Here is a 21,671-nt window from a genome sequence, read left to right on the forward strand (position 1 = left end):
TCACAATGAACACATGGAACTGGTTATTACACTTTCTGATTATTTTTGATCTGGTCGCCTTCGGAATTTACTTTGGAGGAGACATTCTTTTCACTGCTATCAGCAAAGTTCAAAAAAAGTCAAAGAAGGACGATGACTTGGATCTTTATGATTTTGAAATTGAGACCGCACCCCAAAAGCGCTCTTTATGTGTGGACTCAATCCGAATGCTTTATTCTGGTGAGATAGATGAATTTGTGGAAAAGGAACTGTTGCCTGATGCAGCGGAGACCATGAACGCTTTATCTGAAGCTGAAAAAACAGCAGTTAGCCTGTTACTAAAAGCTTATATCGGTTTTTTGAGCGAAGAAGCAACGGTAGATGAACAAAGTTTTCCCATGGTTAAGGAACTGTTGTCTTATACACAGGGCAGCAAAGAAGATGGTGAAAAAGATGCCATAGATTGTCTGATGGAAGATACGGTCAGCAGAACCCACAGACATCGAGAATATTACAACAATTATCAACGCTATCAACTGATGCAGGTGGATAAAGAGCGTGTGATTATGGCCTGCAATATCATAATCAATGATTTGATTGGCAGGTTGTACCGATATGATTATCGCTTTGGCTATGACATTACACTTGCCTCAGAACACAGCATTGCAAAAAAACTGTCTGATAATTGGCAGAATGAATGGGAGGTTGAAGATTATGAAGCTGGTGATTGCTGAAAAACCATCGGTTGCACAAAGTCTGTCGGCGGTGATTGGTGCAACCGCCCGTAAGGACGGGTATCTGGAGGGAAACGGCTGGCGTGTCAGCTGGTGCGTGGGCCATCTGGCCGGGCTTGCAGATGCAGACAGCTATGACCCCAAGTATGCCAAGTGGCGATATGATGACCTGCCTATTCTGCCGGAGCATTGGCAGATGGTGGTGGGAAAGGATAAGAAAAAGCAGTTTGATATTCTCAAAAAGCTGATGAATGCCCCGGATGTGACGGAGGTGGTAAACGCTTGCGATGCCGGACGCGAGGGCGAGCTGATCTTCCGCAGTGTCTATGAGCTGGCAGGCTGCCAAAAGCCGATGAAAAGGCTTTGGATTTCTTCGATGGAGGACTCCGCCATCAGGGAGGGCTTTGCAAACCTCCGCCCCGGTGCGGACTATGACGGACTTCGGGATGCTGCTCTCTGTCGTGCCAAGGCCGACTGGCTGGTGGGGATCAATGCCACAAGGCTTTTTTCCGTGCTGTACCACCGCACCCTCAACATCGGGCGCGTGATGTCCCCTACGCTGGCACTCATTGTCCAGCGAGAAGCTGAGATCGACACCTTTAAGCCGGTTCCCTTTTATACCGTGGCACTGGAGCTACCCGGTCTTACCGTATCCGGGGAGCGCATGGCGGATAAGGCCGCTGCCGAGCAGCTGAAAGAAGTCTGCCAGGGTGCAGCCGTCACGATCAAAAAGGTGGAGTGCAAGGAAAAGTCCGAAAAGCCGCCCGCCCTCTATGACCTGACTACTCTGCAAAGAGATGCCAACCGCTTGCTTGGATTTACAGCCCAGCAGACCCTGGACTATCTGCAAAGCCTGTATGAAAAGAAGCTCTGCACCTATCCCCGTACTGACAGCCGCTATCTGACCGGTGATATGGCAGACAGCCTGCCGGTGCTGGTCAATCTGGTTGCCAATGCTATGCCGTTTCGCAAAGGGATCGCCATTACCTGTGATCCGCAGCCAGTCACCAACGATAAGAAAGTAACCGACCACCACGCAGTAATCCCTACCAGAAATCTCAAGGATGCAGACCTTTCTGCCCTTCCTGCGGGAGAAAAAGCGGTGCTGGAGCTGGTGGCCCTGCGTCTGCTGTGTGCCGTAGCCCAGCCCCATATCTATTCGGAAACCGTTGTGATTGCCGACTGTGCCGGTGGGGAGTTTACCGCCAAAGGAAAAACAGTGAAGCACCCCGGATGGAAAGCACTGGAGGACGCTTACCGTGCCAAAATGAAGGATGCGGAGCCAAAAAAAGAGGGCGCAGAGAAAGCCCTGCCGGAGCTGACCGAAGGACAGACCCTTTCGGTTTCTGCGGCAATCGTCAAAGAAGGCAAAAGCAGTCCGCCCCAGCACTTTACGGAGGACACCCTATTGTCCGCGATGGAGACTGCCGGAAAAGAAGATATGCCGGAGGATGCCGAACGAAAAGGTCTGGGGACACCGGCCACCCGTGCCGGTATTTTGGAAAAGCTGGTATCTGCCGGTTTTCTGGAACGAAAAAAGAGCAGGAAAACGGTGCAGCTTCTCCCTTCCCACGATGCAGTTTCCCTTATCACCGTTCTGCCGGAACAGCTGCAATCGCCGCTTTTGACTGCCGAGTGGGAGTACCGCCTGGGCGAGATCGAGCGCGGGCAGCTTGCCCCGGAGGAGTTTTTGGACGGGATCAGCACCATGTTGGGAGACCTGGTGGGGACTTATCAGGTCATCAAGGGAACCGAGTACCTGTTCTCCCCGCCCCGTGAGGTGGTAGGCAAATGCCCCCGCTGCGGCGGTGAAGTTGCAGAACTGCAAAAAGGCTTCTTCTGTCAGAATGATTCTTGCAAATTTGCAATCTGGAAAAATAACAAATGGTGGGCTGCCAAGAAAAAACAGCCGACCAAGGCTGTGGTGTCTGCACTGCTGAAAGATGGCCGTGTCCGTGTAACGGGCCTATATTCGGAGAAAACCGGCAAGACCTACGATGCCACTGTGGTTTTGGAGGACGATGGACAGTACGCCAACTTCAAGCTGGAATTTGACCAGCGGAAAGGAGGCAGCCGATGAAGCTCTCTTTAGCGGAACGGGAAACCATTCTCCTCTATAACCAGGCAGAACCAATGGCTGAGGTCTACACCCACGATCCCCGTTTGATGGAGAAGCTGGAACTGCTGGCAAAAAAGCACCCCGACCAGATCACCCGAAAGGACGCCCATAACTTTACCGTCCCCAAGCGGTGTGTATCAGTCAGGGAGCCATACAGCGCCGAGCGTCGCAAAGCTGCCAGTGAGCGTGCGAAAGCTGCCGGATACCAGCCCCCTGTGAGAAAGTCCAGCAGTTAAAGGCACATGGCAGAGAATGTATTTGAAGCAGTCAAGCAGTCGGTCAGCACCAGAGAAGCGGCAGCGTTTTATGGGATCGAGGTCAAACGAAATGGTATGGCCTGCTGTCCCTTTCACGATGATAAGAACCCCAGCATGAAGGTAGATCAGCGGTTCCACTGCTTTGGCTGCGGTGCAGATGGGGATGTGATCGACTTTACCGCAAAGCTCTTTGACCTCTCCCCAAAAGAAGCGGCGGAGAAACTGGCACAGGACTTTGGCCTGATCTATGACAGTCAGGCCCCTCCCCGCAGGAGGTATGTCCGGCAGAAAACCGAGGCACAAAAGTTTCGGGAGGACCGGCAGCAGTGTTATCGCGTACTGTCCGATTACTACTATCTGCTGAAAAAATGGGAGGCCGACCATTCTCCCCGGACACCGGAGGAGAAACCGCACCCCCGCTTTGTGGAAGCAATCCATAAGAAAATCTATGTGGAGTACCTGCTGGATCTTTTTCTTTATGAAAGTGAAGAAGAACAAAAGGCATGGATTGCAGAACACACAGCAGAAATCACACACTTGGAAAGGAGATTGAAAATCATGGCTGAGAACAAACCCACCAACCGAGAGCGGCTAAGGGAAATCACAGACGGCATCGAGCAGGGCATCAAGGAACTGTTTGAGAGTGAAAAGTATATGCGCTATCTGTCCGTTATGTCCCGCTTCCACCGCTATTCGGTAAACAACACCATGCTCATCTATATGCAGAAGCCGGACGCCACTTTGGTAGCCGGATACAATAAGTGGAAAGACCAGTTTGAGCGTCATGTTAAAAAGGGCGAGCATGGCATTACCATCATCGCCCCCACACCGTACAAGAAGAAAATCGAGGAGCAGAAACTGGACCCGGATACCAAGGCTCCGATTTTGGATAAAGACGGAAAGATCATCACAGAGGAAAAAGAAATCGAGATCCCCATGTTTCGCCCGGTCAAGGTCTTTGATGTGAGCCAGACCGATGGGAAACCTTTGCCGGAGCTTGCCTCCTCCCTTTCCGGCAATGTGCCCAATTATGAGGCATTCATGGAGGCCCTGCGCCGCAGTGCGCCGATGCCGATCACTTTTGAAGCAATGGCCGCCGATACGGACGGCTATTTTTCTGCCGATCATCAGAAAATCGCCATTCGTCAGGGCATGAGCGAGGTGCAGACGGTTTCGGCCACGGTTCACGAGATTGCCCACAGCAAGCTCCACAATCAGAAAAAGATTCAGATTGCCAATGACGAGCAATATCAGGAGATCGAGCTGTTTGATAAACCCGGTCTGTTCTCCAATGGGCGGATTGTCCGTGATAATCTGCCGGAGGGCGTTTATTGCTATGACCTGCGCGGTTCTGACTACGACCCCGGAGAGCCGGTCTGTGTAGAAGAACGAGTGGTTGTAAACCATGCAGGTTCCGTTCTGCTGACAGATCCGCTGGAGCTGGCGGAAAATGGACGCCTGATGCTGACCGAGGAAGAAGGACTGAATTTTGTTGGCGGCTTTTCTACTCTCGCCCAGTTTTTGCAGGAACAGAAGAAAGACCGTCACACGGAAGAAGTAGAGGCTGAAAGCATCTCCTATGCAGTCTGCAAATATTTTGGCATTGAAACCGGAGAAAACAGCTTCGGCTATATTGCCAGCTGGAGTCAGGGCAAGGAACTGAAAGAGCTGAGAGCCAGTTTGGAGACCATCAATAAGACCTCCGGCACTTTGATCTCTGACATTGAGCGCCACTATAAGGAAATCTGCAAAGAGCGTGGAATTGACCCCAATGCAAAAAAAGAGCCGGAAATGGCGGTTCTTGATGCGGAGGCAAACCAGCAGGAGGCTTTGTTTCTAATTGACGATGCCACCTATCTTCATATTCAGCCCTGTGACAGCGGCTGGGACTACACCCTTTACGATGCCGCGTCCATGAAAGAGCTGGATGGCGGTCAGCTGGATATGCCGGAGCTTTCCCGCATGAAGGCAGTTCTCCAGATTTGTGATGACAACGATCTGGACAGCACTTCACTTAGACACGCTCCCCTGTCTATGATCGAGACCTTGCAGGAAGCTGCCTATCAGCAGATGCAGGCAGAGGTCGGTCAGATGGCCGCTTCTTCCCAGCTGCCGGAGGCACAGGAGCAGGCGCTGGATGAATACCCAACGCCCGATGAGCAGGTCTCCACACCGGATATGCAGAAATACGGTTACTCTTATGACGGGATGCTCCCTGTTACAAGAGAACGGGCGCTGGAACTGGATGCTGCCGGTTTGACCGTCTATGTGCTGCATGAGGACAATACGGAGAGCATGGTGTTTGACCCGCAGGAAATCATGGAGCATGGCGGTCTTTTCGGTGTGGACCGCGAGGAATGGGAGAAAAGCCCTCAGTTCCACGAAAAGGTCATGGAGCGTCAGGAACATCAGCAGGAACGAGAACAGGCATTTCTCTCCCAGAACAGAAACTGCTTTGCCATCTACCAGGTGAGCCGTAACGATCCGCAAAATGTGCGCTTTATGAATCTGGACTGGTTAGAGTCCCATGATGTTTCCGTAGACCGCAGCAATTATGACCTCATTTACACCGCTCCGCTGAGTGAGTCTGGCACTGTGCCGGAGCAGCTGGAAAAACTCTATCAGCAATTCAATCTGGAAAAACCCGTAGACTTTCACAGTCCCTCCATGAGCGTCAGCGACATCGTTGCGATCAAACAGGACGGTAAGGTATCCTGTCATTACTGCGACAGCGTTGGTTTTACCCAGATCCCCGGATTCCTGCCGGAAAATCCGCTGAAAAATGCGGAAATGGCCCTGGAGGACGATTATGGCATGATCGACGGTATCATCAACAATGGCGCAAAAGAGCCTACGGTGGCAGAGCTGGAACAGCAGGCCCGAAGCGGTCAGCCCATTTCCCTGATGGAGTTGGCAGCCGCCACCCATCGGGAGGAACGGGAAAAGAAAAAGTCCGTCATGGAGCAGCTGAAAGGCCAGCCCAAGACAGAACACAAAAAGACAGCACCAAAAAAGAGTGCGGAAAGGGAGATTTGATATGGGAAACTTTACTTTTGAGGAAATGAACCTGATGTGCATTTACAATACCGGCAGCCGCACCGGATTGATCGACAGCCTGCGTGAGATGCGCGGCGAGCTTTCGCCGGAGGAAACGGAACTGAGGGAGCTAACCGACAGCGCCCTTACGAAGCTCTGTGCGATGACCGATGAGGACTTTGCCCAGCTGGAGCTGTACCCGGATTTTGACCAGTAAACAGCATAACCGCAGGGATGGGGTGGCAATTTGCCCCCCCACCTCTTTACCCCAAAACTGAAAGGAGGACAGAACACCATGCTAACCAAAGCTGAACTATATGCACAGATGGCGGACAAGGTGGCAACACAGCTCACGGGGAGCTGGCAGGAATGGGCAGGGTTTCTCACCACTGCTTCCCGTCTTTACAAGTACCCGTTCCATGAGCAGCTGATGATCTACGCCCAGCGACCGGACGCCACCGCCTGTGCAGAGTACGATTTGTGGAATGAAAAGATGGGCCGGTATGTAAGACGCGGCTCCAAGGGGATCGCTCTGGTGGACGATTCCGGAGACAGACCACGCCTGCGCTATGTCTTTGATATTTCCGACACCGGAACCCGTGAACATTCCCGCACTCCCTGGCTGTGGCAGCTGGAGGAGCGCCATCTGGATTCCGTGCAGGCCATGCTGGAGCACACCTATGATGTTTCTGGTGATGACCTTGCCGGACAGCTCACGGAGGTAGCCGGAAAACTGGCTGAGGAATACTGGACGGAGCATCAGCAGGACTTCTTCTATATCGTTGACGATTCCTTTTTGGAGGAATATGATGAGTTTAACATCGGAGTACAGTTCAAAGCAGCAGCCACCGTCAGCATCACTTACGCTTTGATGTCCCGCTGCGGACTGGAGCCGGAACGCTACTTCGACCACGAAGATTTCATGGCAATCTTTGATTTCAACACCCCGGCAACTATCGGGGCGCTTGGAACAGCGGTCAGCCAGATCAACCAGCAGGTGCTGCGGCAGATTGGCGTTACCGTCCGAAATGCAGAGCGCGAAGCCAACCAAGAAAGGAGCAAGCAAGATGAACAATCCCATGACCTATATCCAGAACGGAGACTATCTGATTCCCGACCTGAAGCTGAGCCAGCAGCGGTCGAAACCCCTGGGCAAGTACGGCAGGATGAGGAAAACCTACCTGAAGGAACATCGTCCCATCCTCTACAACCAGATGTTGCTGAGCGAGAAGCTGTACCCGCACCTTCTGGAGATCGACGAGACCGCCCAGAGCAGACTGGAGCAGATGATGCCCCAGCTGGCGAAGGAAGCGGGAGCCACCGAGGAACTGAAAGCCAGCGATCCCATGAAGTGGGTGGGGCTGATGAACACCTGCAAAGCTCAGGCCGAGGAAATCCTGATGGCGGAGCTTATCAACAGCTGACCCTAAACCTGTTCCTCTCCGAAGCGGAACAGATCCAATCCATAGATGAAGCAGAGAATGTAGCGCATACATCCTCTGCTTTTTCTTTTGCCCAAAATGACATCGACCATGTGCTGCGTTTGGGCGGCAACACAGACCGTCAAAGGGAGCGTGTGGTTGCAGCCTTTGAAAAGCAGAAAACCACCGCTGAGATTACCGAGATACTGAAAACGCTGTACCACGGCGGCAATGGCCTTGGCAGTGTGAGCGCATGGTATGCCGAGGATGGTATCCATCTTTCCCATGGGAAGTCTGTCCGTTATGACAGGTCTGCCCAGGTCATTTCCTGGGAGAGCGCCGCAGAGCGTATCGGGGAGCTTTTGGAAAGTGGTCAGTTTGCCTCCAATGTGGAGCTTGCAGAAGCGGCAGGCTATGAACGCTCCCTCCTTGCAGAAAAGCTCTGGTATCTGTATCACGATCTCAGTGAGGGTGCCAGAGAAGCCGGATATTTGTCCTGCCTGTCAGAGATCAAAGGCAATGGTTTCCCGGAGGAGACTCGCCGCCTGACGGAGCAGCTGAGTGACCCGGCTTTCCGCCAGACCCTCAAGGAAGAATACGCCGCCTTCTGGACTGCCTATCAGCAGGACCGTGACCTGTTGCGTTTTCACTATCACAGACCAAGGGAGATCTGGGAGAACCTGAAGGACCTTGACCTGCCGCGCAGGACCTTTTCTTCAGACCTTTCCCAAGTGCCAACCGTTCAGCACTTCATTACCGAGGATGAGATCGACGCCGCTATGACCGGCGGCAGCAGTTTCGCCGGAGGAAAAGGCCGTATCTATGCGTTCTTCATGGCAAACCATACGGATAAGGAGAAAGTGAGATTCCTCAAAGACGAGTATGGCATTGGCGGACGCTCTCATGCCCTGTCCGGCGCAACACACAGCGGCGAAGATCACGATGGGAAAGGACTGCACTATAAAAAGCAGGACTGCCCGGATGTTCACTTGAACTGGGAAAAGGTTTCCAAGCGCATTACCTCACTTGTCCAGAAAGGCCGCTATCTTACCGAACAGGAACAAGCGCAGTATGACAAGATCCAGGCTGAAAAGGATCTGGCAGAAGAAGATGCCATTCAAGCCCAGCAGCCGGAGATAGAGGAAGAAACGCCAAAGCCTACCCTTCGGGAGCAGTTTGAGCAGTATAAGCCTGTGGTGACTGCCGCCATATCTGAGGATGTGGCATATCGAAATGCCTGCGGTCATTCCGACCGTGAAAATGCTGTCATCGAGGGCAATGCCGCTGTGCGCCGTGCGGTTCTTGGCTCTAAGGATATGGAGCTGATCCGCCTTTATTCGGATGTGCCGGAGTTCCGCCAGCGCCTGCACCGGGAAGTGATCGACGAAACCTATCCAAAGCTCCATGAGCTTCTGCGCCCTCTTTCTCAGGAAGATATTGATACTGCCCTTTGTGCATGGAACGGCAATATCGAGAGTAAACACGCTGTCGTCCGTTATATGAAAGACCATGCAAGAGAGAAGGATACCGCTGCATGGCTGGCTCAGGAATACGGTGGCAGCAACAGCCCGTTCGTTGTCCGTGCCGGAAGCCCGGAGGAAACACAGCTGCCCTGGCCGAAGGTACAGCGCAGGCTTGCCCAGCTGATTCAGGAGGACCGGTTCTATACCGAAGAAGAACAGGATCGTTTTGACAATATCGACCCTATCGCCATCCGGGAAGCCCTGGAGGAAAGAGGGATCGTCAACGGACAGGTGGCAGACCCGGAAAAACTGGACAATGACCCGTTTATCCAACAGGTGATGTCGGATGCCGAGCAGATCGCAGCTGCCGAGACAGAACAGACTTCCGAGGTTTCCATTTCCGATGAGGAATATGATGCAGTTCGCCGCCCGACTCCGCAAAGGACTTCCTATGACCCTGCCGCCCCGGTCTATGCTGTGGGCGATACCGTGTATATCGAGAATGACGCCTATCAGATCACCGAGCTGCGGGAGGACACCGTGCAGCTTCTGCCCACCGGCATGGTATATCCCATCTACCGGGCAGAGCGCAAAGAACAGTTCGAGCAGCTGATTCGGGCAGACCGCCGCAATGCTTACTATACCGAGTTTCTTCCTATTGACCCGGACAAGGCAGATCAGGACCTGCGGGATGTATTGACCCATGGACTTATGGATGAAGCAGATAAAAAACAGGTTTCCACGCTGCTGCAATCCGGCAGGAGCAACAGCGAGATCGCTTATTGGCTGAGCAGAGCCTATTCTGGTGAGATCGAGACGCTGAATCTGGAGACCGGCGATACTGCCGATTACCGTACCACGGCACAGGGCATGGAGCTGGAAGTCCTGGACGCAGAGGAAAAGCGTCTGGCTGTGCTGTATTTTCGCTGGGATGAGGTTGCGCCTTTGCTGCGCGGGATGTATGCCCGTCAGCTGGATGGCTTTGGACAGGCACGCCCCGAACCGGCTGTCGAATCCCCGACCTTCCATTCCGAGACTGTGGCCGTCTATCCGGGCGATAAGAACAATCTACCTTATGATGTGGTGGTGGAACGGTTGCATATTGAGGAGCCGGAGCCGCCAGCCCCTGTAACAGAGCCGGAAAAAACCTTTGAGGAAGTGTTGGATGAACACCCGGTTTCCATTCAGGTCAACGGCCAGTGGCAGACCTTCCCCAATGCCAAAGCTGCCGAGGAAGCCTCCTATGAGGAATACAAGGCTAACCTGCGCCGCAATGCACAGAACTTCCGCATTACCGATGAGCATTTGGGCGAAGGCGGTCCAAAAGCCAAGTTCCAAGCAAATGTTAATGCCATTCGTTTGCTGAAAGAGCTGGAATCTGCCGGACAGCAGGCAAGCCCCGAACAACAGGAGATTCTTTCCCGCTATGTGGGCTGGGGCGGTATTCCTGATGCTTTTGACCCAGAGAAACCGGCATGGGCTTCCGAGTATACCCAGCTGAAAGAGCTGCTGACCCCGGAGGAATATGCCGCCGCCAGAAGCTCCACCCTCAATGCCCATTACACCAGCCCTACGGTTATCCAGGCAATCTATGAAGCGGTGGGGCGCATGGGCTTTGAGACCGGAAATATTCTGGAGCCATCTATGGGTGTGGGCAATTTCTTCGGTATGTTGCCGGAGGAAATGCGAAACAGCCGTTTGTACGGTGTGGAGCTGGACCCGGTTTCCGGGCGTATCGCAAAGCAGCTCTATCCCAAGGCGGACATCACAGTAGGCGGCTTTGAGACCACTGACAGGCGTGACTTCTTTGACCTTGCCATCGGCAATGTGCCTTTTGGTCAGTATCAGGTCAATGACAAAGTCTACAACAAGCTGAATTTCAACATTCATAATTACTTTTTCGCCAAAGCACTGGATCAGGTGCGTCCCGGCGGTGTGGTGGCTTTTGTGACCTCCCGCTATACCATGGACGCCAAGGATTCCACTGTGCGCCGCTATCTTGCCCAGCGTGCCGAGCTGCTGGGAGCTATCCGTCTGCCCAATGATGCGTTCAAAAAGAATGCCGGTGCCGAGGTGGTGTCGGACATCATCTTTCTCCAAAAGCGGGACCGTCCGCTGGACATCGTGCCGGAATGGACTCAGACCGGACAAACGGAGGATGGGTTTGCCATCAACCGGTATTTTATCGACCACCCGGAAATGGTGCTGGGCAGACAGGAACCGGTAAGCACTGCTCATGGTATGGATTACACCGTGAACCCTATCGAGGGACTGGAGCTTTCCGACCAGCTGCATGATGCTGTGAAGTACATTCATGGCACTTATCAGGAGGCAGAGCTGCCGGAGCTGGGCGAGGGCGAAGCCATTGACACCTCCATTCCTGCCGACCCCAATGTGAAGAACTATTCCTATGCCATTGTAGACGGGCAGGTGTACTACCGGGAAAACAGCCGCATGGTGTGCCCTGATCTCAACGCTACCGCCGAAGCCCGTGTGAAAGGTCTTGTGGGACTGCGTGATTGTGTGCAGGAACTGATCGACCTTCAGATGGATGCAGCGGTTCCAGACAGCATCATTACCCAAAAACAGGCGGAACTGAACCGACTCTATGACAGCTTTTCTGCCAAATACGGTCTCATCAACGACCGTGCAAACCGGCTGGCCTATGCAGATGATTCTTCCTATTACCTGCTCTGTGCGCTGGAAGTTATCGACGAGGACGGAAAGCTGGAGCGCAAGGCGGACATGTTCACCAAACGGACCATCAAGCCCCATCAGGCAGTGGCTACTGTGGATACGGCAAGCGAAGCACTGGCGGTGTCCATCTCGGAAAAAGCCTGCGTAGATATGAGCTATATGAGTCGGCTTACCGGAAAAACAAAAGAAGCACTGGCCGGAGAACTGCAAGGCGTGATCTTCCGTGTGCCGGGACAGCTGGAACAGGACGGCACACCCCATTATGTGACTGCTGATGAATACCTTTCCGGCAATGTACGCCGCAAACTGCGTCAGGCGCAGCGGGCGGCACAGCAGGACCCTTCTTTTGCAGTCAATGTGGAAGCTCTTACCGCCGCCCAGCCCAAAGACCTGGATGCGTCGGAAATTGAGGTGCGTCTGGGCGCTACCTGGATTGACAAGGAGTACATCCAGCAGTTTATGTACGAGACCTTCAACACCCCGTTTTATCTCCAGCGCAGCATTGAGGTCAACTATTCCTCCTTTACTGCTGAATGGCAGATCAAGGGGAAATCTTCTGTATCCTACAACGATGTGGCAGCTTATACCACCTACGGAACCAGCCGCGCCAACGCCTACAAGATTCTGGAGGATTCCTTAAACCTGCGGGATGTCCGTATCTATGACACCATAGAGGACGCAGACGGAAAAGAGCGCCGCGTACTAAACGCCAAGGAGACCACTCTGGCTGCCCAAAAACAGCAGGCGATCCGGGAAGCCTTTAGGGACTGGATCTGGAGAGACCCGGAGCGCCGCCAGACTTTGGTGCGCCAGTATAACGAAGAAATGAACTCTACCCGTCCCCGCGAGTATGATGGCAGCCATATCACTTTTGGCGGCATGAACCCGGCCATTACCCTGCGGGAACACCAGAAAAGTGCCATCGCCCATGTGCTGTATGGCGGAAATACCCTGCTGGCACACGAAGTAGGCGCGGGCAAAACCTTTGAGATGGTGGCCGCTGCGATGGAAGCCAAACGCCTGGGCTTGTGCCAGAAATCTCTCTTTGTGGTTCCCAACCACCTGACTGAGCAGTGGGCATCGGAGTTTCTGCGCCTCTATCCTTCTGCCAACATCTTAGTCACAACCAAAAAGGACTTTGAGACCCATAACCGCAAGAAGTTCTGCGCCCGTATTGCGACCGGTGACTACGACGCCATCATCATGGGACACAGCCAGTTTGAGCGTATCCCCATCAGCCGGGAGCGTCAGGAACGGCTTCTCTATGAGCAGATCGACGAGATCACCGAGGGTATCGCAGAGGTGCAGGCCAGCGGCGGCGAGCGTTTTACCGTCAAGCAGCTGGAGCGTACCAGAAAGTCTCTGGAAGCCAGACTGGAAAAGCTGCAAGCCGAGGGGCGAAAAGACGATGTGGTAACTTTTGAGCAGCTGGGTGTGGACCGTTTGTTTGTGGACGAGGCCCACAACTATAAAAACCTGTTTCTATACACAAAAATGCGGAATGTGGCTGGTCTTTCCACATCGGACGCGCAGAAATCCTCCGATATGTTTGCCAAGTGCCGCTATATGGATGAGATCACCGGAAACCGTGGCGTGATCTTTGCCACCGGCACACCGGTCAGCAACTCCATGACCGAGCTTTACACCATGCAGCGTTATCTTCAATATGAACGCCTGCAAGAACTGAACATGACCCACTTCGACTGCTGGGCTTCCCGATTTGGGGAGACCGTCACAGCATTGGAGCTGGCACCGGAAGGCACCGGCTACCGGGCAAGAACGAGATTCAGCAAGTTCTTTAATCTGCCGGAGCTGATGAACCTGTTCAAAGAAGTGGCGGACATTAAGACTGCCGACCAGTTAAATCTCCCTACCCCGGAAGTGGAGTACCACAACATCGTGGCGCAGCCCACCGAACATCAGCAGGAAATGGTCAAAGCTCTTTCGGAGCGTGCATCGCTGGTACACAGCGGAACTGTTGACCCGTCCCAGGATAACATGCTCAAGATTACCTCGGATGGCCGTAAGTTGGGGCTTGACCAGAGGATCGTCAACCAGATGCTGCCGGACGAACCTGGCACAAAGGTCAATCAGTGTGTGGACAACATCATGCAGATCTGGCGGGACGGCAAAGCTGACAAGCTGACCCAGCTGGTGTTCTGCGACATTTCTACACCACAGGCAAAAGCTCCTGCAAGCAAGGCGGCGAAAACGCTGGATAATCCACTGCTTCACGCATTGGAAGGCGCTGTACCTCTGCCGGAGCAGGAGCCGGCCTTTACGGTATATGACGATATTCGTCAGAAACTCATTGCCCAGGGGATGCCTGCCGACCAGATCGCTTTTATCCATGAAGCCAATACCGAAGTGCGGAAAAAGGAGTTGTTCTCTAAGGTCCGTACCGGTCAGGTGCGCGTTCTTTTGGGCAGCACCGCCAAGATGGGCGCAGGCACCAATGTGCAGGACCGTCTGGTGGCACTTCATGACCTGGACTGTCCGTGGAGACCGGGAGACCTTGCCCAGCGCAAGGGCCGTATCGAGCGCCAGGGCAACCAGAACCCCCTTGTCCATGTGTACCGCTATGTGACAGAAGGAACTTTTGACGCATACCTCTGGCAGACGGTGGAGAACAAGCAGAAATTTATCAGCCAGATCATGACCAGCAAAAGTCCGGTTCGCTCCTGCGATGATGTGGATGAAACCGCCCTGAGTTTTGCCGAGATCAAGGCTCTGTGTGCCGGAGATCCCCGTATCAAGGAGCGTATGGATTTGGATGTGGAGGTATCCCGCCTGAAACTGATGAAAGCTGACCACCAGAGCAAGCAATATCGTCTGGAGGACCAGCTGCTCAAATACTTCCCGGAGGAGATTGAAAAGCACAAAGGTTTTATCAAGGGCTTTGAATCCGATCTGGAGATTTTGACAGCTCACCCGCACCCGGAGGACGGTTTTGCTGGTATGGAGATTCGTGGAGACCTGCTGACCGATAAGGAGAACGCCGGTGCTGCCCTTTTGGATGCCTGCAAGGAGGTCAAAACCTCCGATCCGGTGCAGATCGGCAGCTACCGGGGCTATGCCATGTCTGTGGAATTTTCCGCTTGGAAACAGGAATATACGCTCCTGCTAAAAGGACAGATGACCCACAGGGCAACCCTTGGTACAGACCCTCGCGGAAATCTTACCCGTATCGACAATGCCCTCGCCCAGATGCCCCAGCGTCTGGAGGCGGCAAAGGCCCAGCTGGATAACCTCTACCAGCAGCAGGCTGCCGCAAAGGAGGAAGTCGGAAAGCCATTCCTTTATGAAGAAGAACTGAGAAGCAAAAACGCCCGTCTGGTGGAGCTGGATACCCTGCTCAACATCGACGGAAAGGGACAGGCACACACCGAGTCTGTTGTTGCCAAAAGCACACGGCCTTCGGTGCTGGATAACCTAAAACGCCCGGTGCAACCCCGCAGTACAGACAAGAAACCAAAACAGCATGAGGAGGTGCGATAACATGAATACCAACGATCTAAATACAGCCCTTTATGAAAAGATGGCTGCCGAGCAGGACAAATACAGGGACTGGCTGAAAAGCCAGCCCCCGGAAGAAATCCTGCACCACACCTATGAGTACACGGTTCGTGAGGACATTGTGATGGCGATGGAGGAACTGGAGCTGACTGATGCCCAGGCTCAGGCACTTTTGGAATCTCCCTCTCCGCTGGCGGATGTGTACCGTTATTTTGAAAAGCTGGAGACCGGCTATATGGATGTGATCCGGGACAGTATTGAGAACCGTGCCGACGATGTGTGCAGAGCTAAAGAGGAACTGCGAACAACACCGGTCTATCCCCACTCTGCCGCCTATGCGAGAGAACATAGGGAACTGGAGCAGTACCGGGTTTCCAACAATGCAAATCTCCAATGCAAGGAGTCCATTGAAGCGGCGGTGCGGGAACACTTCGACGGAATGTATCTCAGTCACGATGCGGCAAAGGGTGTGATCGAGACCTATGGCATGGAGCGTGTGGCGCTGGTCCTTGCCAACACCGTCCAGCTTCAGGACTGGGATGGGCGTTACTCCCGACGCAATAAGGAATGGGCCAAGACCATTCCCAACGATAATCCCGAAACCGTCCGTTGTGGTTATGTCCTGAACAGCCACCCTGCTGTGCTGGATGGCTTTATTGATCTGGTGCGAGAAGAACAGCAGCGCAGCCGTACTCAGGGAGAAAAGATACAACCGTCCCGCCCCTCTGTACGGGATAAGCTCAAGCAGGAACTGCCTGCCCATAAGCCTGCCGCCCCGAAGAAACAGGGACCGGAGAGATAACCATGGCAAAGCGTAAGCGGGATATGCAATTAAACTTTAGAGTTTCAGCGGAGGAGCTTGCTGTGATTGAGCAAAAAATGTCTCAGTTTGGAACCTCCAACCGTGAAGCCTATCTAAGAAAAATGGCGCTGGATGGGTATGTAGTCAAGCTGGAGCTGCCGGAGCTGAAGGAGCTTGTTTCCCTGATGCGCCGAAACAGCAACAACTTAAACCAGCTGACCCGTAAAGTGCATGAGACTGGGCGGGTTTATGATGCTGACTTGGAGGATATATCCCAGCGGCAGGAACAGTTATGGGAGGGCGTAGAGGAAATCCTTACCCAACTCTCCAAACTTTCATAACAGGGATAGATACTCCATTTGCGGAGGGAGGAACGGCGTTTCTTCGCCGCACCTTCCTCCGCTTTTTCTTTTTGTCTGTATCCTTGTCTTTTGCCTGTCCGCACCGGATAATATGATTAGAAAAGATACCAAGAACGCTGCAAGGAGGAAATGACATGAAGATTTTGAAAGGGCTTTTGATGATTATAACTGCACCGGTCATTTTGGTGCTGACGCTTTTTGTCTGGCTCTGCACGGGGCTGATCTACATATCCGGTCTGGTGCTTGGTCTGCTCAGCACTGTAATTGCTCTGCTTGGCGTGGCTGTGCTTATTACCTATTCCCCGCAAAATGGTGTGATTTTGCTGGTTATGGCATTTTTGATTAGCCCTATGGGGCTGCCGTTGGCTGCAATCTGGCTGATGGGTAAGGTGCAGAGTTTGAAATTTGCCATTCAGGATTGGGTTTATGGATAAAAAATACGCAAAGCCACAAAATGCCAAACACCGTCTGTTAAATTTGGAAAGAGAAACTATATATCCACGACTTTACTTTTGAACTAATATTGAATATAATATTAGTACGAAAGGAAGTGACATGATGGGACAATTTGAACAGCTGGATCAGATGCTAACAGCACAAGAAGGAATGCTGCGAACATCACAGGTCGTATCCTCTGGAATTTCAAAGCCGGTATTTTATGATTATGTGCGTTCACGAGATTTGGATAGAGTTGCACATGGGATTTATCTGTCCAAAGATTCCTGGGTGGATGCCATGTATCTGCTTCATTTGCGATTTGAACAAGCAGTATTTTCACATGAAACAGCTTTATTTTTTCACGATCTGACAGACCGTGAACCAATAGAATATACAGTTACGGTCAAAACTGGATGCAATCCAAGCAAAATGAAAGCAGAAGGCATTCAAGTTTTTACGATTAAAGCAGACTTACATGATGTAGGACTTACAACAGCGAAAACTCCGTTCGGGCATACTGTGCCGGTTTATGATATGGAGCGAACGATCTGTGATTTGCTCAGAAGCCGTAGCAGAATTGAAATTCAGACCTTTCAGGGAGCACTGAAAGCGTATGCCCGTAGAAAAGATAAGAACCTGCGAGCTTTAATGCAATATGCCGGGATGTTCAAGGTGGAAAAAATTTTACGACAGTATTTGGAGGTACTTTTATGATAAAAACAGCAAGGCAGCTTAAAGATTTAATACGAAACCTTTCCAGAGAAAAATCCGCAGATGCTCAGATTTTAATGAGGAACTACATGATGGAGCGTTTTTTGGAGCGTATTTCTCTTTCTGAGTATCGTGATAAGTTTATCTTAAAGGGTGGTATGTTGGTAGCGGCTATGGTTGGATTGGATGCCCGCTCTACGATGGATTTGGATGCAACCATAAAAGGAGCTAATGTTAATGTGGAGGATATTGAGAATCTAATTTCATCAATCGTAACTGTTCCGATTGATGATGGTGTTAAATTTCAGCTGAAAAGTATTTCGGAGATTATGGATGAAGCAGAGTATCCGGGAATTCGTGTCAGCATGAGTACAACATTCGATGGTGTAGTGACCCCTTTGAAAATTGATATTTCTACGGGAGATGCAATCACTCCAAGAGAGGTTCGGTATTCATTCAAACTTATGCTGGAAGATCGCTCCATTGATATTTGGGCTTATAATTTAGAAACTGTGCTGGCAGAAAAACTGGAAACCATTATTACCAGAACCACAACCAATACCCGCATGAGAGATTTCTACGATATTTACATTTTAGAACAGCTGCATGGAACCACGCTGAACCCGAAAATTTTACATGATGCGCTTCTGGCAACTGCTCATAAACGGGGATCGGAGAAGTATCTTAACCAGGCTGAAGAAGTTTTTGACGAAGTGGAAAATGATTCGGTTATGCAAAAACTTTGGGAGGCATACCGTAAAAAGTTTTCTTATGCTTCTGATTTGGAATGGGATGTGATTATGAAAGCAATTCGCAGGTTATATGTTCTTTGCGAGAAGGGCATCAGCTTATGAAAAAGCATGGACACTATTGTAAAGTTTGTGGTGAATACAAAGCCAACGAAAAATTTTCAGGCAAAGGTCATGCATCCCACATTTGTAAATCCTGTGCTTCGCTACCAGCAGAAAAGCAGGCTGAACTGATGACACTGAATCGTCTTTTGAATCTTCCATGGAGGCTATCGAAAGAGCAGTTGTCCTGGCTGAAAAATCGACTAAAGGATAGGCGGCCTGATGTCCGTGCATTGGCGCAAGAGCAATATGAAATGAGATTTCCACCAAGACACTTAGAAGATGATGAGTTCAATTTTTTCGATGAAGAAAGTTTTATAGAATAGTGAAAGCGGTCTGCTATGGCAGGCCGTTTTCTTTTCGGGAAGGAGGTCTGACCTATGGCAACCACGAGAATCATGCCGCTTCATGTCGGCAAGGGCCGCACAGAAAGTCGGGCGATCAGTGACATCATCGACTATGTGGCCAATCCCCAAAAAACAGATAACGGCAGGCTCATTACCGGCTATGCGTGTGACAGTCGGACTGCGGATGCAGAGTTCCTTCTGGCAAAGCGACAGTACCTTGCCGCGACCGGACGAGTGCGAGGTGCGGACGATGTGATTGCCTATCATGTGCGCCAGTCTTTCCGCCCCGGTGAGATCACTCCGGAAGAAGCCAACCGGCTGGGCGTAGAATTTGCCAAGCGCTTTACCAAGGGTAATCATGCCTTTGTGGTCTGCACTCACATAGACAAGTCGCACATTCACAATCACATTATCTGGTCATCGGTCAGCTTAGAATATGACCGGAAATTCCGAAACTTTTGGGGCAGCACCAAGGCAGTCCGACAGTTAAGTGACACCATCTGCGTCGAAAACGGACTGTCCATTGTGGAGAATCCGAAACCTCACGGAAAGAGCTATAACAAGTGGCTGGGCGATCAGGCAAAGCCCTCTCACCGAGAGCTGCTGCGTGTAGCGATTGACAACGCATTATCACAAAGTCCTACTGACTTTGAGGCGTTGCTGAAGCTGCTGCAAGAGTCCGGCTGTGAAGTATCAAAACGCGGGAAATCATATCGCTTGAAGCTCCCCGGTTGGGAGAAAGCCGCCCGTATGGACAGCCTGGGCGAAGGATATGGATTAGATGATTTGCAGGCGGTTCTCTCCGGGAAGAAAGCGCATACCCCACGAAAGAAAGTGGTCGCACAGGCAGAGCCGCCGAAGGTCAATCTGCTGGTGGACATTCAGGCAAAATTGCAGGCAGGAAAAGGTGCTGGCTATGCTCGATGGGCTAAGGTTTTCAATCTGAAACAAATGGCACAGACCATGAATTACCTGTCAGAGAATAACCTGTTGGAGTATGCGATTTTAGAAGAAAAGGCTGCGGCTGCCACGGCACATCACAATGAGCTTTCGGCGCAGATCAAAGCGGCTGAAAAGCGCATGGCAGAGATTGCTGTTCTGCGTACTCACATTGTAAATTATGCCAAGACCCGTGAGGTCTATGTGGCATACCGCAAGGCCGGCTACTCTAAGAAATTCCGGGAAGAACATGAGGAAGAAATTCTGCTCCACCAGGCTGCTAAAAATGCCTTTGATGAAATGGGAGTCAAGAAGCTGCCCAAGGTCAAAGAGTTGCAGACAGGGTATGCGAAATTGCTGGAAGAAAAGAAAAAGACCTATGCCGAGTACCGGCGTTCTCGTGAGGAAATGCGGGAGCTTTTAACTGCAAAGGCCAATGTGGATCGGGTGCTGAAAATGGAGGTAGAACAGGATGTTGAAAAAGAAAAAGACCACGGCCAGCGATAAGCTGGTCCTGGTCAAAAGCGTTCGCAGAACGCGCAGCCACAGAATGAAATTCTGTGTTCAAAGGGGCTTGGGGGCACTGCCCTCAACAAGCAGTTTGTGGCGAAATGGATAGCCACAAGCATTGCTTGCCACAATATGCTGCGCATAAAATGAAAAACTAACGACGGGACGCTTACTGCCTCCTATCGTTAGTTTTCTGTGTTTAAGCGACTTATAAAACCAATCAGCATAATCAGATCGTCATCTGACATCTTTCTCATTCCGTCCAAAGCCTTCTTGATAAGCTGAGGGTTATTCTCCTGTGCATCAAAAAATTGAAGCGGCGTGATTTCAAAATACTCACAGATGTTGAGAAACTGCTTCATAGACGGCATAGAACGCCCGGAAGAAATTGCCTGAATATAGCTTCTGTTCTGCCCTAACTCCATGCTCATCTGATATTCTGAAACGCCTTTTTTCAATCGTAATTCTGTGATTCGATTGCGGATAAATTCTTCGTCCATACGCTCACCTCTCTGCTCTTTTAGCATAGCAGAAAGCAATTCTTGATACTTCGTATGTATTGTGTTATAATTTTGTAATACAACCTTTATACGCATTATTATTTGCGTTATTTTTGCTTTATATGCGTAATCACGGCAGTTATCAAGGGTGATTTATATGAATCAGTATGCCTGCGCCATTACCGGCCACCGACCAACAAGATTTTGCTTTGGATATAATGAGGAAGATCCCCTATGCCAAAAACTAAAAGAATGTCTCCTGGAGCAGTTTCGGATACTCCATGACGAGAAATTTGTCCGTACTTTTTTGTCGGCGGTGCTCTTGGTGTGGATATGTGGGCTGGAGAACAGCTGCTGACATTGAGAGCACAAACGGGATACGAGGATATTAAAATTATCGTTGTAGTTCCCTTCATCGGCTATGACTCTAAATGGCCGGATCAGAGTAGACATAGATTGAAAAAGCTGATCCAAAACTCAAACGATTCTATTGTTATTTCACATTCTGCGGATGTTTCCAGTTATAAAAAAGGAATTACTATATGGTCGATCATGCAGAGTACCTTATCGGTGTGTTTGATAATCAGAAAAAGCTGCGTTCAGGCACAGCACAGACAGTCAACTATGCCTTACATCAGGGAAAAGTAATCACTCTGATCCATCCAGACACTATGGAGATAACAGCCCCTGCGCCTTAACAAATTCACAAAAATTTTTCATTAGCATTTCCAACAAAATATTTTCATTGAAGGGGTGCTGTGATATAATAAGATATAAAACTACGCTCAGAACAAATGGTGCCGCTATGAACAAATATATTGGACAGCAATTTGCTGCTTTAAGATACGAAAAAAATATTTTGGTTGTTGAAGAAACTACATCTGCTGGTGGATGCGGCTCCTTCAACGCGGCTTCTTCATGTCCTGCGTCAGCCTGTCTTTATGACAGTGCGGCGTGGGGCTTTTTTATTGCCTGAAAGGAGTATGAGA

At 51.1% G+C, this 21,671-nt stretch carries 18 protein-coding genes; 16 read left to right on the forward strand and 2 right to left on the reverse strand.

What is annotated here, in order from left to right:
• Positions 1–5 precede the first annotated feature (5 nt).
• Genes WMO29_RS09270 through WMO29_RS09290 form a run of 5 tightly spaced genes read left to right on the forward strand, consistent with a single transcriptional unit; the run spans position 6 to position 6,342 of the window.
• Positions 6–713: a hypothetical protein gene (locus tag WMO29_RS09270; protein ID WP_002589131.1), complete on the forward strand. Its 708-nt coding sequence runs from the start codon at positions 6–8 to the stop codon at positions 711–713.
• On the forward strand, positions 694–2,793 hold the full coding sequence (locus tag WMO29_RS09275; RefSeq protein ID WP_349164584.1) for a type IA DNA topoisomerase: 2,100 nt from the start codon (positions 694–696) through the stop codon (positions 2,791–2,793). Before WMO29_RS09270 ends, WMO29_RS09275 begins: the two co-directional genes overlap by 20 nt.
• Positions 2,790–3,068, forward strand: a complete 279-nt coding sequence (locus WMO29_RS09280; protein ID WP_006059586.1) for a hypothetical protein — start codon at positions 2,790–2,792, stop codon at positions 3,066–3,068. The genes WMO29_RS09275 and WMO29_RS09280 overlap by 4 nt, the downstream gene beginning before the upstream one ends.
• A 6-nt stretch (positions 3,069–3,074) precedes the next feature.
• Entirely contained in the window at positions 3,075–6,125 is a 3,051-nt protein-coding gene (locus tag WMO29_RS09285; RefSeq protein WP_006059587.1) for an LPD28 domain-containing protein, read from the forward strand.
• Position 6,126: 1 nt separating this feature from the next.
• Positions 6,127–6,342 (forward strand): transposon-transfer assisting family protein, encoded by a 216-nt coding sequence (locus tag WMO29_RS09290; RefSeq protein WP_002570996.1) that lies wholly within the window; start codon positions 6,127–6,129, stop codon positions 6,340–6,342.
• A 96-nt stretch (positions 6,343–6,438) separates the two neighbouring features.
• Here the strand turns inward: WMO29_RS09290 and WMO29_RS09295 are convergent, their stop codons facing one another.
• Positions 6,439–7,206: a hypothetical protein gene (locus WMO29_RS09295; RefSeq protein ID WP_243129095.1), complete on the reverse strand. Its 768-nt coding sequence runs from the start codon at positions 7,204–7,206 to the stop codon at positions 6,439–6,441.
• On the opposite strand from WMO29_RS09295, the gene WMO29_RS09300 reads away from it, so the two are divergent.
• The 9 genes from WMO29_RS09300 (at position 7,205) to WMO29_RS09340 (ending at position 20,179) form a co-directional block, all read left to right on the forward strand.
• A complete protein-coding gene (locus WMO29_RS09300) occupies positions 7,205–7,549 on the forward strand; it encodes a TnpV protein (protein WP_435391139.1) in 345 nt (114 codons plus the stop codon). The genes WMO29_RS09295 and WMO29_RS09300 overlap by 2 nt on opposite strands.
• Positions 7,550–11,754: 4,205 nt before the next feature.
• Complete coding sequence (locus WMO29_RS16800; RefSeq protein WP_494337552.1) at positions 11,755–15,204, forward strand: helicase-like domain-containing protein; 3,450 nt, start codon at positions 11,755–11,757, stop codon at positions 15,202–15,204.
• A 1-nt stretch (position 15,205) separates the two neighbouring features.
• Entirely contained in the window at positions 15,206–16,024 is an 819-nt protein-coding gene (locus WMO29_RS09310) for a DUF3848 domain-containing protein (protein WP_008816743.1), read from the forward strand.
• A gap of 2 nt (positions 16,025–16,026) precedes the next feature.
• Positions 16,027–16,365, forward strand: a complete 339-nt coding sequence (locus WMO29_RS09315) for a plasmid mobilization protein (RefSeq protein WP_349164585.1) — start codon at positions 16,027–16,029, stop codon at positions 16,363–16,365.
• A 155-nt stretch (positions 16,366–16,520) separates the two neighbouring features.
• On the forward strand, positions 16,521–16,820 hold the full coding sequence (locus WMO29_RS09320; protein ID WP_008816745.1) for a CD1845 family protein: 300 nt from the start codon (positions 16,521–16,523) through the stop codon (positions 16,818–16,820).
• A 121-nt stretch (positions 16,821–16,941) separates the two neighbouring features.
• The gene (locus WMO29_RS09325; protein ID WP_002595843.1) at positions 16,942–17,538 is read left to right on the forward strand and encodes a type IV toxin-antitoxin system AbiEi family antitoxin domain-containing protein; all 597 of its coding nucleotides are present in this window, start codon (positions 16,942–16,944) and stop codon (positions 17,536–17,538) included.
• Positions 17,535–18,389 carry a nucleotidyl transferase AbiEii/AbiGii toxin family protein gene (locus WMO29_RS09330; RefSeq protein WP_002595844.1) on the forward strand — a complete coding sequence of 285 codons (855 nt, stop codon included), beginning with the start codon at positions 17,535–17,537 and terminating at the stop codon, positions 18,387–18,389. The genes WMO29_RS09325 and WMO29_RS09330 overlap by 4 nt, the downstream gene beginning before the upstream one ends.
• Positions 18,386–18,712, forward strand: coding sequence for a hypothetical protein (locus WMO29_RS09335; RefSeq protein WP_006773027.1), 327 nt, complete (start codon positions 18,386–18,388; stop codon positions 18,710–18,712). Before WMO29_RS09330 ends, WMO29_RS09335 begins: the two co-directional genes overlap by 4 nt.
• A 54-nt stretch (positions 18,713–18,766) precedes the next feature.
• Positions 18,767–20,179 (forward strand): relaxase/mobilization nuclease domain-containing protein, encoded by a 1,413-nt coding sequence (locus WMO29_RS09340; protein WP_349164586.1) that lies wholly within the window; start codon positions 18,767–18,769, stop codon positions 20,177–20,179.
• Positions 20,180–20,367: 188 nt separating this feature from the next.
• On the opposite strand, the gene WMO29_RS09345 is transcribed toward WMO29_RS09340, so the two are convergent.
• Positions 20,368–20,682 (reverse strand): helix-turn-helix domain-containing protein, encoded by a 315-nt coding sequence (locus WMO29_RS09345; RefSeq protein WP_002576937.1) that lies wholly within the window; start codon positions 20,680–20,682, stop codon positions 20,368–20,370.
• A gap of 333 nt (positions 20,683–21,015) precedes the next feature.
• Between WMO29_RS09345 and WMO29_RS16760 the strand changes: the two genes are divergently transcribed.
• Together WMO29_RS16760 and WMO29_RS09355 are read left to right on the forward strand one after the other, a co-directional pair.
• A complete protein-coding gene (locus tag WMO29_RS16760; RefSeq protein WP_243129151.1) occupies positions 21,016–21,330 on the forward strand; it encodes an SLOG family protein in 315 nt (104 codons plus the stop codon).
• Between the two features lie 157 nt (positions 21,331–21,487).
• Positions 21,488–21,658 carry a hypothetical protein gene (locus tag WMO29_RS09355; RefSeq protein WP_008723379.1) on the forward strand — a complete coding sequence of 57 codons (171 nt, stop codon included), beginning with the start codon at positions 21,488–21,490 and terminating at the stop codon, positions 21,656–21,658.
• The last annotated feature ends 13 nt before the right edge of the window (positions 21,659–21,671 follow it).

Origin of the sequence: Laedolimicola intestinihominis, from assembly GCF_040096155.1 — a bacterium.
In the GTDB taxonomy this organism is placed as follows: domain Bacteria; phylum Bacillota; class Clostridia; order Lachnospirales; family Lachnospiraceae; genus Laedolimicola; species Laedolimicola intestinihominis.